Below are 13911 nucleotides of genomic sequence, written 5' to 3' on the forward strand. Positions count from 1 at the left end.
CGGGCCGTTGCGCGTTACACGGGCAGGCGAGGGCAAGAGACGAGGGGGCAGTGTCCGCTTTCGGGACCTTCCCCGGGGGCTCAGGACGCGGTCGGAGCCGCCCCTCGGTCGGGCGTATCGTCAGGGCCCGGCCGGATGTGACCGTCGATCGCGGCCTCGAATCGCGCGAGGTCCCGTGATTCGAGGGCATCGACGATTGCGAAGTGATCGCGGGAGGCGCTTCGCATCTCCCGCAGGGAGGACCAGGGCGCGGTCACCATCGCCACGGCGCGCCGCCGCATTTCCATGAGTTCCTCGAAGAGCGTCCGGTTCGGGCTCAGACCATAGAGATACTCGTGGAATTCGCCGTTCGCGGCGATCTGATCCTGCAGGCTGCCATTCTCGAGGCTATCCTCGAACTTCTGCGCCAGAACCCGCAGCTGGGCTGCCGCATCCTCGGGCGCATTGGCGAGAATCCCTTTCGCGGCATGGACTTCCAGCACCCTGCGGATTTCCCGCAGCTCCGAACGGCGATCCCAGGACCCCTGCGTGACACGGTAGCCGCGGTTCGGCACATGCTCGACGTAGCGCCGCGCCGTCAGTTCATCCAGCGCCCGGCGCACCGTCGTGCGGGAGACCTTGTAGCGGCCTTCAAGCTCGATCTGCTTCAGCCAGGTGCCACTCGCAAAGACGCCGCAGAAGATGTCCCGGATCACCTTCTCGCTCAGTGACCTTTCTTCAAGTTCGGCACTCATACCTACCCCGCGACTGTTTGGTGGATCTGCGAATAGCGCAAGAAAGCGCCGCAAGCAAACTGGTTCTCAAAATTGGCACCAATTATGGTGTCTGATATTGACTCAGAAAAAATCTCCTTTCAATCTCCCCCTCGAACACTCCGAACCGCGAGACACCCATGAACGCCCAACCGCCGACGACCGACCGCGCCAAGTCGCTCTACCAACGCGGGGCGACGGTGGCCTTTTCCTGCAAGGCCGATCCCCGCTTCTGCTATGTGCTCTATGTCCCCGAGGACCTCGACGATCGGCCCGCGGATGCGCCGCCGCCCCGTTTGCTGGTTGGGGTGCACGGGACGGGCCGCGCGAACATCGGCTATCGCGACAGCTTCGTGGAATTCGCGCGCTACAATAACTGCGTGGTGCTGGCGCCTCTGTTTCCCGTGGGGGTTCTCGGCGACGAGAACGGCAACGGCTACAAGTACATCGAGGAAGGCGACATCCGCTATGACAAGGTCCTCCTTGCCATGGTCGAAGAGGTCGAGGCCAAGCTGGGCCTGAGCTTCCCCAAGTTCATGCTGTTCGGCTTCTCGGGCGGCGGGCATTTCACCCACCGCTTCCTCTACCTGCATCCTGAACGCCTTTCGGCGGTCTGCATCGGTGCGCCGGGCTCTGTCACGCTGATCGACGACAGCCGCGACTGGTGGGTCGGCACCCGCGACATGGAAGCCCGTTTCGGCAAGGCGCTCGACCTCGGGGCCGTGGCCAAGGTCGAAGGTCTGGTCGTCGTCGGCGCTGTGGATCGCGAGACATGGGAAATCACCCACAAGCCCGGCTCCCGCCACTGGATGGAGGGGGCGAACGACGCCGGTGAGACGCGGATCGACCGCGCCACGTCGCTGACGGCCTCGCTGCAGAACGCGGGGATGACCGTCGAACTGATCAAGGTTCCGAACGAGGCCCACCGCATGGAAGGCATGGTGCCGACGATCAAGGCCTTCTTCCGCAAGCATCTTCAAAAGACCGGAGGCCTGTCCGAATGACATCCGCACCCACCACCGAAGGCCATGTCGCCCCGCCGCCCCGGATCGAGATCGAGGGCCCGCCCGAGGCGCGCGGCCGCCAGTACGGAGAGCAGGCCGGCACGCTGATCGCCCACGGTGCCACCTTCTACCAGGGACTGCTGGAGGCCCGCGGCCTGGAATGGGGCGCGGTGATGGATACCGCCCGCGTCATGCTGTCCCGCCTGGAGGAGGTCCGCCCCGTCCAGATGACCGAGATCCGCGCCATCGCCGCAGGCGCAGGCATGGACCCGGCGGAGGTTCTGCTGATCAACGGCCGGTCCGAGGTGCTGAACGCCGGGACGATCGACACCAAGGAACGCGAGATCACGGCAGAGGATCGCGAGGCGCTGGACGATGGCTGCACCGCGGGTGTCGTCCTTGGCGAGCGCACCGCTGACGGTGTCCTCATCCACGCGCAGAACTGGGACTGGCGCCCGGAATGCGCGGCCTTCACCGTGGTCCTCGTCGTGCGCCGCGAGGATGGCCCGGACGTGATGACCTTCGTCGAGGCCGGCGGGCTGGCCCGGGCCGGGATGAATTCCGCAGGCGTCGCGATCACCGGCAACAACCTCTCCATCGAGGGCGAGAGCTGGGAGAAGCCCGGCATCCCGCTGTCGATCATCCGGCGCCTCGCGCTGGAGGCCGAGGGCTTCTCGGACTCGCTGGGGGCCGTCGCGCAATCCCCGCGCTCCATCGCGAACAACATGACCCTCAGCCTCTCCGAGGCGGAGGGCGAGATCATCAACCTCGAAACCACCCCGGCAGAGGTGTTCTGGCAGGTGCCCGAGAACGGCATCCTGACCCACGCCAACCACTTCGTCACCGAGGCCGCCCGGGCCAAGATCCGCGACAGGGGCGTGGTCGAGGGGATGAATTCGCTCTACCGCGACCGCCGTCTGCGCCTGAACCTCGAAAAGGCCGGGCAGAAGATCGACGTCGAGACCTTCAAGACCGCGCTGGCTGACAAGTTCGGCGCGCCCCGTGGCGTACTGCGCTGGCCGCAGGACTCCGGCACCAACCGGATTTCGGCCACCGTCGCCTCGATCATCATGAAGCCCGCCGAGCGGAAGATGTGGGTGCGTCAGCAACCCTACCTCCCGGGCGACTACGCGGAATACAGCTTCTGATCCCACGCAGATCCCCTTTGAACGACGCCCGAAAGAACCCGGGATCCAACCGGGCACAGGCCTTCCCGACGGGCGGAAGGCACCGATCCAACAAGGAAACACCGATGAAACAGTTTCACAGCACGACGATCCTCAGTTGCCTGACCGGCCTCACCCTTGCAGCGGCCCCGCTTCAGGCCCTCGCACAGGACGGCGAGAAGGTTCTGAACTACGCCTTCTCGCAGGACATCCGGGGCACCCAGCCCGGCGTTGACCGTGACGGCGCAACCGACACCGCGCAGATGCATGTGGTCGAAGGCCTGGTGGGCTATGCCACCGACTTCTCGATCAAGCCGGTGCTGGCCGACAGCTACGAGATCAGCGACGACGGCCTGACCTATACCTTCAAGCTGCGCGAAGGGGTCAAGTTCCACAACGGCGAGACCATGACCGCCGAGAACGTCAAATGGTCCTGGGATCGCTACATGAACCCCGAGACCAAGTGGCGCTGCCTGTCCTATTTCGACGGGTCGAACGGGGTCGAGGTGACGTCGATGGAAGTCGTCGATCCGCTCACCGTCGTCTTCACCATCTCCGCCCCCAGCGCGACCTTCCTCGGCAACATGGCCCGGTTCGACTGCGGCGCGACCGCGGTCCTGCATTCCGACTCGGTGGATGCGGATGGCAAGTGGATCGCCCCCATCGGGACCGGCCCCTTCACCTTCGGCGACATCCGCCCGGGCCAGTATTTCGATCTGGTGAAGTTCGACGACTACTCCGTCGATGACGGCCCGGCAGACGGCTATACCGGGGCCAAGATCGCCATGGTCGACCGCGTGCGCTTCAACATCCTCGACGAGGCCGCGATCAAGAAGACCGCCTTCCTTGCCGGCGACGTGGATATCACCTCCATTGATGGCGCGGACTACGAAGAGATCGACGGGCTGGACACGGCCTCGGTGCTGACGGTGCAGACCGCGGTCTGGGAAAGCTTCCTGATCAACGTCCGCGATCCGCTGCTGAGCAAGCCCGCGATGCGCAAGGCGATTGCCCATGCCCTCGACCGGGACACGATCGTCGAGGTGGCCACCGAAGGCCGCGGCACCCCGAACGCCTCGCCGGTGCCCCCGATGTCGTCGTTCTATGGCGAGGTGGAGCAGCAAGGGCCGGAGTATGATCCGGAACTCGCCAAGAAGTACCTCGAAGAGGCCGGCTACAACGGCGAGGAACTGGTGATCATCACCAGCAACCGCTCGGGCGGGTACTTCGAACGCTCGGTCATCGCGCAGTCGATGCTGGCCGCGGTCGGGATCAACGCCAAGATCGAGACGATCGAATGGGGCACCCAGATCGACCTCTACAACAGCGGCGAATACCAGATGATGTCCTTCGCCTACTCCGCGCGCCTCGACCCCGCGCTGAGCTTCGAGATGATCACCGGTGAAGAGGGCCGCAAGGTGCTGCGCACGCCCGAGGCCCTTGCGACGCTTGAGAAGGCCATGTCGATCTCCGAGCCGGTCGAACGCCAGAAGCTGATCGACGAGCTGCAGGTGATCTTCAACGAGGAAATCCCGGCCTACAGCATCAACCACCGTCCGCAGTTCTTCGCTGTCTCCGACAAGGTGAAGGGCTTCAACGGTTGGGGCGCCGCCAAGGAAATCTTCTGGGGCGTCGAACTGGTCGACTAAGCGTGCTGCCCCCGGACGTCCGTCGTCCGGGGGCCGTTTTCCAAGCGGAACGATCATCGAAGGGGCGTCATGCTCACCTATGTCTTGAAACGCTGCCTGATGGGCGCGCCAACGGTGCTCCTCGTGGCCGTACTTGTCTTTACCCTGATCCGGGCGATCCCGGGCGACCCCGCCCAGATCATGCTGGCCGATCAGGCCACCACCGAAACCCTCGCCGCGATGCGGACCGAGCTTGGCCTCGACCAGCCGGTGCCGGTGCAGTTCGCGCTCTGGCTCGGCAAGGCCGTGCAGGGCGATTTCGGGGTCTCCATCCGGACCGGGCAGGAGGTGCTGCCGACGGTGATGGAACGCTTCCGCGTGACCGCATCGGTGGTCTTCCTTGCCATGGCCGTCGCGGGGATCGTCGCCATTCCGGCCGGTCTGATCGCCGCACGGTTCCAGAACCGCACGCCGGACATGGCGGTGACCCTGCTGGCGATCTTCACGCTCTCGCTGCCCAGCTTCTGGGTCGGTCTCATGCTGCTGCTGACCTTCGGTGTCTGGCTCGGCTGGCTGCCCACCATAGGCTATGTCTCCGTGCTGGAGGATTTCGGCCGCGGGGTGCTCTACCTGCTGATGCCGGTGGGCGCGCTGGCCCTGACCGAGATCGGGGTGCTGACCCGCATGATGCGCTCCAGCGCCCTCGAGGTGCTGCGGATGGAATATGTCACCCACGCCCGCGCCAAGGGGCTGGGAGAGGTCGCCGTCCTGTGGCGCCACGTCCTGCGCAACGCCGCCGGCCCCACGCTCACCATGGCCGGGCTCAGCCTCGCCGCGCTGCTTGGCGGGGCCACGGTGATTGAAACCGTCTTTTCCCTGCCGGGGACCGGCAAGCTCATCGTCGACAGCATCTATGCCCGGGACTACCCCGTCCTGCAGTGTGCGCTGCTGATCGTCGCGCTGGTCTATGTCGTGGTCAACCTGCTGGTGGACATCCTCTATTCGCTGATCGACCCGCGGGTGAGACTGAAATGAAGACCTACAAACTGCTTACCCGCCGCTTCAACGGGCGTATCGGCCTCGTGCTTTGCCTTCTGGTGCTGGTGGCCGCCGTCGTCGGCATTCTCTGGACGCCGCATGATCCCATGGCGCCCAACTTCCGCAACCGGCTGGAGGGGCCCTCGCTCCAGTTCCTGCTGGGCACCGATGCCTTCGGGCGCGATCTGCTGTCGCGTATCCTCGCCGGGGCCAGCGTCTCGATGCTGGTCTGCTTCATGACGGTGGTGCTGGCGGTGTCCTGCGGCGTCGTGCTGGGCGCGGTCTCGGGCTATGCCGGCGGCACGGTGGACCGGCTCACCATGATGGTGATCGAGGCGCTCAGCGCCTTCCCCGGCCTGCTGCTGGCCCTCGCGCTGATGGTGGTGCTCGGCCCGTCGAAATGGGGCGTGATCCTCGCGCTTGGCCTCGCCTACCTGCCGTCGGTCACGCGCCTCGTGCGCGGCACCGTCCTCTCGGTGCGGGAAAAGGAATATGTCGAGGCCTCGGTCGCGATCGGCAACGGCTGGTTCTACACGCTGATCCACCACATCCTGCCGAACTGCATCGCGCCGCTCATCGTTCTGGGCACCACGATGCTGGGCTGGGTGCTGCTGGCGGAAAGCGCGCTGTCCTTCCTCGGCCTCGGCGTGCCGCCGCCCGCGCCCACCTGGGGCAACATGCTGGCCGAGGCGCGGGGCGAACTGACCCGCTTCCCCTGGCTGGGCATCCTGCCTGGGCTCTGCATCTCGATCACGCTGATCGGGGTCAACCTCCTTGGCGATGCCCTGCGCGACGTTCTCGATCCGCGCAATCGCAACCTCTAACCTTCAAGACGCCCGGAGGACCCGGCCATGGCACAATCACCTGTGGAAGAGCGCCCGCAGACGGCGGAAGCGGCCCCGGCCCCGCTGCTCGAGATCGACGCGCTGGACATCGCCCTGACCGCGGGCAGGGCAGAGGTGCCCATCGTGCGGCAGGCCTCGCTCAAGATGATGCCGGGCGAGATCCACGCCCTTGTCGGCGAAAGCGGATCGGGCAAGACGATGCTGGCCCGCTCGCTCATCGGGCTGCTGCCGGACGGGATCGAGGTGACGGCGGGGCGCATCCGCTTCGACGGCACGGTGCTGACCGATCTGGATGAAAGCGGCCTGCGCGCGCGGCGGGGCGTCGATATCGGGATGATCTTTCAGGAGCCGCTGGTCTCGCTGAACCCCTCCATGAAGATCGGCGCCCAGATGGCCGAGGCGATGCGCCTGCACACCGGGGCCCCGGCCAGCGAGATCCGCAAACGCTCGATCGAGATGCTGGAGGCGGTGCGGATCAAGGACCCGGAAGGCTGCCTCGATCGCTATCCGCACGAATTCTCGGGCGGGATGCGCCAGCGGATCATGATCGCCTCCGTCATGCTGCTGCGCCCCAAGCTGCTGCTGGCGGACGAGCCGACCACGGCGCTGGATGCGGTGGTGCAGCAGGATGTCCTCGACATCATGACCGAAACGGCCGAGCGTTTCGGCGCAAGCGTTCTGCTGGTGACCCACGACCTCGGCCTTGTCGCCCGCTATGCCAATACGCTCAGCGTGATGGAGAAGGGCCGGATCGTCGAGGCGGGCAAGACCGCAGATGTTCTGGCGGCCCCGGCCGATCCCTATACCCAGCGGTTGCTGGCGGCCCTGCCGAAACGCCCTGACGAGATCCGCCCCAGTGCCGAGGGCGAACCGCTCATCAAGGCAGAGAAGGTCTCGATCTCCTACGAGGGGGCGGCGAAGTTCTTCCTCGGGCCGCGCCGGGAGGTGCCCGTGGTGCACGAGATCTCGCTCGATATCCGGCCGGGCGAAATGCTGGGGCTGGTGGGCGAAAGCGGCTCGGGCAAGAGCACGCTGGGCCGGGCGCTGATCCGGCTGAAGGACACCTCGGGCGGCCGGATCGCCTTCCGTGGTGCGGACATCACGCAGGCCGACGGCAGCGCGCTGCGCGATCTGCGCTCCAAGATGCAGATCGTCTTTCAGGATCCCTATTCCTCGCTCAACCCGCGCTACCGCATCTCGCGCATCGTCGGAGAGCCGCTGCGGCTCCACAAGGCGGAGGCCAGCACCAAGAGCGGGCGCATGGCGGTGGACGAGATGCTGGAGGCGGTCGGCCTCGACGCCAGCTATGGCGAGCGATTCCCGCATGAACTCTCCGGCGGGCAGCGCCAACGGGTCGCCATCGCCCGGGCGCTGATCTCGAACCCCGATCTCGTCGTCGCGGATGAACCCGTCTCGGCGCTCGACGTGACGGTGCAGGCGCAGATCCTTGCCCTTCTGGCCGACCTGCGCGCACGGCTGGGCTTTGCCTGCCTCTTCATCAGTCACGACCTGTCGGTGGTGGAAAGCCTCTGCGACCGGATCATGGTCATGTATCGCGGCCGCACGATGGAGCAGGCGGACGCCGAGACGCTGTTCCGCGATCCCCGGCATCCCTACACCCGCCGCCTGCTGGAGGCCTCCCATCGGCTGGAACGGCAGGAGAGCGGGGCCTACGGGCTGCGCGAAGGCCGCTATGCGGACACAGCGGAAGCGACCGGCACGTTCTACTGGCCCGAGGGCGACAAGGACGATCCCGACTACCGACTAGCAGAAGTTGCGCGCGACCATTTCGTCGCGCTGCACAGCGCGGCCTGAGCCGCAGCCCTATTTGACCAGCCCCACCTGATACGTGAAGGAGCCCCCATTGAGCCCGACCCAACAGACCACCCGCACCGAGGATCCGGCCAGCCGTGGCACCGCGCTTTACGATTACGGCAGCACCACTGTCTTCACCTATGCCGCTGACCCGCGGCTGGTCTATTGCCTCTACGTGCCGCCTGCGACGGTCGTCGGTCCCGAGACGCGGATCGTCGTCGTGGTGCACGGGACGGACCGCCCCTTCATGTCCTACCGGGACTGGTTCGCGGAATTCGGGCGCTGGAACAACTGCATCATCCTCGCGCCGCTCTTCCCGGTGGGGGTCTTCGGCGACGGCAACCGCGACGGCTACAAGTACATGGTCGAGCAGGGCCTGCGCTACGACCTGGCGGTGCTGGGCATGGTCGAGGAGGTCGCCGCCAAATACGGTGTCTCCTCCGAGACGGTCGGCATGTGGGGCTATTCCGGCGGCGGCCACTTCTGCAACCGGTTCCTGCTGCTGCATCCCGACCGGCTCTGGGCCGTGTCCATCGGTGCGCCGGGGTCGGTCACGCTGATCGACGATAGCCGGGATTTCTGGGTCGGGACGCGCGACATGGAAGAGCGGTTCGGCATCGCTGTGGACCGCGCGGCCATCGCCAAGGTGCCGGTCAGCATCATCGTCGGCAAGGCGGATGTGGAGACCTGGGAGATCACCCACAGGCCCGGATCGCGCAACTGGATGGAGGGCGCCAACGACGCCGGGGCCACCCGCCCGGAACGCGCGCAGACGCTGGCGCAGAACCTGCGTGACGCGGGCGCCGAGGTGCGGCTCGACATCGTGCCGAACATGTCCCACGCGGCGCTGAAGGGGGCCCCCTTCGCGATGGAGTTCTTTGCGGAGGTCCTGACGTCCCTGCGTGCCGCCAAGCCGGGCGACGTGGTGAGCTTGTCCGGCGCAAGGTGAACGAAACTCATATCCGTTAGGAGAATTATGAGTTTTACTGTTCACGTCGATCTGTCCTATCGAGGCGGCTTGAAAGGGCAGATTCGACATGATCAACTTCTCGCTTCCGACCACCGACAGTCTCAAGGCGCTTAAGGCCGCCGCGCGTGAGCGTATCCTCATCCTCGACGGCGCCATGGGCACGATGATCCAGACGCTGACCCTGACCGAGGAGGATTTCACCGCCAATGGCCAGATCACCGGCCCCGGTGGTCAGCAGCACCGCTCGGACCATCCTCAGAAGGGCAACAACGACCTGTTGGTTCTGACCCAGCCGCAGGCGATCGAGGATATCCACATGCAGTTCGCCCGTGCCGGGGCGGATATCCTCGAGACCAACACCTTCTCCTCCACCACGATCGCGCAGGCCGACTATGGCCTCGAGGCGGCGGTGCATGACCTGAACGTTGCCGGCGCGCAGGTGGCACGTCGCGCCGCGCAGCGGGCCGAGGCCGAAGACGGCCGCCCGCGCTACGTGGCCGGGGCCGTGGGCCCGACCAACCGGACGGCCTCCATCAGCCCCGACGTGAACGATCCCGGCTACCGCGCCGTGACCTTCGACGACCTGCGGATCGCCTATGGGCAGCAGATCGACGGGCTGATCGAGGGCGGGTCCGACCTGATCCTGATCGAGACGATCTTTGACACGCTGAACGCCAAGGCCGCGATCTTTGCCGCGCTGGAAAGCTTTGCCAAGCTGGGCAAGCGCCTGCCGATCATGATCTCGGGCACGATCACCGATGCCTCGGGGCGGACGCTGTCGGGCCAGACGCCCACGGCCTTCTGGCATTCGGTGCGCCATGCGCGGCCCTTTACCATCGGGCTGAACTGCGCGCTTGGGGCCGATGCGATGCGGCCGCACCTGACGGAACTGGCCGGCGTGGCCGACACGCTGGTCTGTGCCTATCCCAACGCGGGCCTGCCCAATGCCTTTGGCCAGTACGACGAGACGCCGGAGCAGACCGCCGCACTGGTCGAGGTCTTCGCCAAGGAAGGGCTGATCAACGTGGCGGGCGGCTGCTGTGGCACCACCCCCGACCATATCGGCGCCATCGCGCAACACCTGGCATCCTACGCCCCGCGCAAACTGAAGGAGCTGGCCAATGCGTGACCCCCTGCTGCGCCTCTCGGGGCTTGAGCCCTTTGTCCTGACCAAGGACATCCCCTTCGTGAACGTGGGCGAGCGGACGAACGTCACCGGCTCGGCCAAGTTCCGCAAGCTGATCACCAACCGCGACTATGCCACCGCGCTCGACGTAGCGCGCGATCAGGTCGAGAACGGGGCCCAGATCATCGACGTCAACATGGACGAGGGCCTGATCGACTCGAAGCAGGCGATGATCGACTTCCTGAACCTCGTCGCGGCCGAGCCCGACATCGCCCGCGTGCCCGTCATGATCGACAGCTCCAAGTGGGAGGTGATCGAGGCCGGGCTGAAATGCGTGCAGGGCAAGCCGGTGGTGAACTCCATCTCGCTGAAGGAAGGCGAGGAGAACTTCATCGAGCAGGCCTCGCTCTGCCTCGCCTACGGGGCGGCCGTCGTGGTCATGGCCTTCGACGAGAGCGGTCAGGCCGACAGCTACGAGCGCAAGATCGAGATCTGCGAACGGGCCTACAAGGTGCTGACCGAGAAGGTCGGCTTCCCGCCCGAGGACATCATCTTCGATCCCAACGTCTTTGCCGTGGCGACTGGCATCGAGGAACACGACAACTACGGCGTCGACTTCATCCGCGCGACGGAGTGGATCCGCAAGAACCTGCCCCACTGCCACGTGTCCGGCGGTGTCTCGAACCTGTCGTTCTCCTTCCGCGGCAACGAGCCGGTGCGCGAGGCGATGCATGCGGTCTTCCTCTACCATGCCATCAAGGTCGGCATGGACATGGGGATCGTGAACGCCGGGCAGCTGGCGGTCTATGACCAGATCGACCCGGAGCTGCGCGAAGCCTGCGAGGACGTGGTCCTGAACCGCACCCCCGCGAACGGTGGCAACGCGACCGAGAACCTGCTGGACGTGGCCGAGAAGTACCGCGGCCAGGGCGGGGCCAAGGGCCGCGAGAAGGACCTGACGTGGCGCGAATGGCCGGTCGAGAAGCGGCTGGAACATGCGCTGGTCAACGGCATCACCGAATACGTGGACGAGGATACCGAGGCCGCACGCCTTGCTGCGGACAAGCCGCTCGACGTGATTGAAGGCCCGCTGATGGCAGGCATGAACGTGGTCGGTGACCTCTTTGGCGCGGGCAAGATGTTCCTGCCGCAGGTGGTGAAATCCGCCCGCGTGATGAAGCAGGCCGTCGCCGTCCTGCTGCCCTACATGGAGGCCGAGAAGGACGGCAAACGCGAAAGCGCCGGCCGCGTCCTGATGGCGACGGTGAAGGGTGACGTGCACGACATCGGCAAGAACATCGTCGGCGTCGTTCTGGCCTGCAACAACTACGAGATCATCGACCTCGGCGTCATGGTGCCGCCGCAGAAGATCCTCGCCGAGGCCAAGGCGCATGATGTCGACATCATCGGCCTTTCCGGGCTGATCACCCCCTCGCTGGACGAGATGGTGCACCTCGCCACGGAGCTGGAGCGTGAAGGCTTCGACGTGCCGCTGCTGATCGGGGGGGCCACCACCTCCAAGGTGCATACGGCGGTGAAGATCTCGCCCCAGTACAAGAAGAGCCAGGCGATCTACGTCACCGATGCCAGCCGCGCGGTGGGCGTTGTGTCGTCGCTGCTCAGCAAGACGCAGAAACAGGTCTACATCGACGGCATCCGCTCGGAATATTCCGAGGTTGCGGCGCGCCACGAACGGGCGGAACTGGCCAAGCAACGGCTGCCGCTGGCGGCCGCGCGCGCCAATGCCATGGCGATCGACTGGACGGACTACAAGGTTCCGGCGCCCGCGTTCACCGGGGCCAAGGTGATCGAGAACTGGGATCTCGCCGAGATTGCCCGCTACATCGACTGGACCCCGTTCTTCCGCACCTGGGAGCTGAAGGGCGTCTATCCCCGTATCCTCGAGGATGAGAAATACGGCGAGGCTGCGCGCAACCTCTTCAGCGACGCACAGGCCATGCTGCAGCAGATCATCGGCGAAGAGTGGTTCAAGCCCCGCGCCGTCATCGGCTTCTGGCCTGCGAACCGCGCAGGCGACGACATCCGCCTCTTCACCGATGAGACCCGCACCGACCCGCTCGATACCTTCTTCACGCTGCGCCAGCAGACGTCCAAGCGGAAGGACAGCCCGAACCTCGCCCTCGCGGATTTCGTGGCGCCGGAAGGCACCCCGGACTGGGTGGGCGGCTTTGTCGTCACGGCCGGCCCCGAGGAGATCGCCATCGCCGACTCCTACGAGAAGCGCGGCGACGACTATGGCTCGATCATGGTGAAGGCCCTCGCCGACCGTTTCGCGGAAGCCATGGCCGAGATGATGCACGAGCGGGTGCGCAAGGAGCACTGGGGCTATGCCGCGGACGAGACCTTTGCCCCGGACGAGCTGATCGGCGAACCCTACCGTGGCATCCGCCCGGCACCGGGCTATCCCGCGCAGCCCGATCACACCGAGAAGGTCACCCTGTTCAAGCTGCTGGATGCCGAGGCGAACACCGGTGTCGAACTGACCGAGAGCATGGCCATGTGGCCGGGCTCCTCCGTCTCCGGCATCTACATCGGCCATCCCGATGCCTACTACTTCGGCGTGGCGAAGGTGGAGCGCGACCAGGTCGAGGATTATGCCGCCCGCAAGGGCATGGCGGTCGAGGAGGTCGAGCGGTGGCTCGCCCCGATCCTCAATTACCGCCCCGGCGCGGCCAATGTGATCGCGGCGGAATGACAGAAGCGGCGGCCGATCACTGATCGGTCGCCGTTTTCCGTTCCGGCCAACGTGTCCTCAGCGCGCACGATAGCGGATGGCGCCTCGCGCACGCGCCAATGTGCCTGTGAAAGCGCAACGCGCCACAGAGGCAAACACCCCGCTGCGGGCACCACGAATTTCAGAGATGTGGGGGGGATTTGGTAGCGGAGGAGGGACTTGAACCCCCGACACGCGGATTATGATTCCTGTGGTGCCCTTTGAATTTATTGCGAAAGATGCCCAACCACATCGGTTTTGCCTCTATATCTTTCAATGGGTTAACTTATGTTTCCCAACCTTGTCTTTTCATGCGCCGCTCATTGCACACCCAGTCGAGTGAAAGTGACGCCACGGGCGAACATGCCGTGTTACCTTTGGTCATCGGAGAATGTTTCGGGAGGGTTAGGAGATGGAGCAACAACTCGCGCAGCGATTTCGCCTGCTCAAGATTACGATGTTGCGCTACGAGAGCGCCGACCGTGAGTGGCGGTCGCAACTCGCTTCAGCAAGTAGCTGGTTTCCTGCAGCGTTTCCCGCGAAGGCGCTGCCGATCGGCAACCCGGGATCGCGACTGCGTTTGGCCTACGAGAAACGTTCGCGTGCGCTGATGCAGTTCGAGGCCGCGCGTGACAAGCTGCATGTTGCGCGCAGACGCCTGGCAGGATCGAGACCCGAGCAGACGAGGGTGACGCTGCTTATCGCCCCGATCTGAGCCGTGCGTGGCGGCCTCGGTCGCATGGCGGGGCTGCCGCGCACGGCATCAGGCCTATCGCTCAGGATGACCACCCCTTGGTCTGTACCCACGGTGTAGCCGATCACCTCCATCCGAA

Annotated in this window: 11 protein-coding genes; 10 read left to right on the top strand and 1 reads right to left on the bottom strand. The window is 65.5% G+C overall.

The annotated features are described in order from the left end of the window. Positions 1 to 80 precede the first annotated feature (80 nt). Positions 81 to 734, bottom strand: coding sequence for a GntR family transcriptional regulator (locus LCM32_RS13690; RefSeq protein WP_224821635.1), 654 nt, complete (start codon positions 732 to 734; stop codon positions 81 to 83). Positions 735 to 892: 158 nt separating this feature from the next. Here LCM32_RS13690 and LCM32_RS13695 point away from each other — a divergent pair, with 158 nt between their 5' ends. The 10 genes from LCM32_RS13695 (at position 893) to LCM32_RS13740 (ending at position 13793) form a co-directional block, all read left to right on the top strand. After that, positions 893 to 1756: an alpha/beta hydrolase family protein gene (locus tag LCM32_RS13695; protein ID WP_224821636.1), complete on the top strand. Its 864-nt coding sequence runs from the start codon at positions 893 to 895 to the stop codon at positions 1754 to 1756. Next, positions 1753 to 2904 (top strand): C45 family autoproteolytic acyltransferase/hydolase, encoded by a 1152-nt coding sequence (locus tag LCM32_RS13700; protein WP_224821637.1) that lies wholly within the window; start codon positions 1753 to 1755, stop codon positions 2902 to 2904. The genes LCM32_RS13695 and LCM32_RS13700 overlap by 4 nt, the downstream gene beginning before the upstream one ends. A gap of 104 nt (positions 2905 to 3008) precedes the next feature. Then, the gene (locus tag LCM32_RS13705) at positions 3009 to 4571 is read left to right on the top strand and encodes an ABC transporter substrate-binding protein (protein WP_224821638.1); all 1563 of its coding nucleotides are present in this window, start codon (positions 3009 to 3011) and stop codon (positions 4569 to 4571) included. 69 nt (positions 4572 to 4640) lie between these two features. Beyond that, positions 4641 to 5585, top strand: a complete 945-nt coding sequence (locus tag LCM32_RS13710) for an ABC transporter permease (RefSeq protein ID WP_224821639.1) — start codon at positions 4641 to 4643, stop codon at positions 5583 to 5585. Continuing rightward, complete coding sequence (locus LCM32_RS13715; protein WP_224821640.1) at positions 5582 to 6412, top strand: ABC transporter permease; 831 nt, start codon at positions 5582 to 5584, stop codon at positions 6410 to 6412. Before LCM32_RS13710 ends, LCM32_RS13715 begins: the two co-directional genes overlap by 4 nt. 27 nt (positions 6413 to 6439) lie before the next feature. Beyond that, positions 6440 to 8248 (top strand): ABC transporter ATP-binding protein, encoded by a 1809-nt coding sequence (locus tag LCM32_RS13720; RefSeq protein ID WP_224821641.1) that lies wholly within the window; start codon positions 6440 to 6442, stop codon positions 8246 to 8248. Positions 8249 to 8297: 49 nt separating this feature from the next. After that, a complete protein-coding gene (locus LCM32_RS13725; protein WP_224821642.1) occupies positions 8298 to 9197 on the top strand; it encodes an alpha/beta hydrolase family protein in 900 nt (299 codons plus the stop codon). A gap of 88 nt (positions 9198 to 9285) precedes the next feature. Next, the gene (locus LCM32_RS13730; protein ID WP_224821643.1) at positions 9286 to 10347 is read left to right on the top strand and encodes a homocysteine S-methyltransferase family protein; all 1062 of its coding nucleotides are present in this window, start codon (positions 9286 to 9288) and stop codon (positions 10345 to 10347) included. Next, a complete protein-coding gene (gene metH / locus LCM32_RS13735; protein WP_224821644.1) occupies positions 10340 to 13060 on the top strand; it encodes a methionine synthase in 2721 nt (906 codons plus the stop codon). Before LCM32_RS13730 ends, metH begins: the two co-directional genes overlap by 8 nt. A gap of 430 nt (positions 13061 to 13490) precedes the next feature. After that, positions 13491 to 13793, top strand: a complete 303-nt coding sequence (locus LCM32_RS13740) for a hypothetical protein (protein WP_224821645.1) — start codon at positions 13491 to 13493, stop codon at positions 13791 to 13793. The last annotated feature ends 118 nt before the right edge of the window (positions 13794 to 13911 follow it).

The sequence above is a fragment of the Pseudooceanicola nanhaiensis genome, from assembly GCF_020171315.1.
Lineage (GTDB): Bacteria > Pseudomonadota > Alphaproteobacteria > Rhodobacterales > Rhodobacteraceae > Pseudooceanicola > Pseudooceanicola nanhaiensis_A.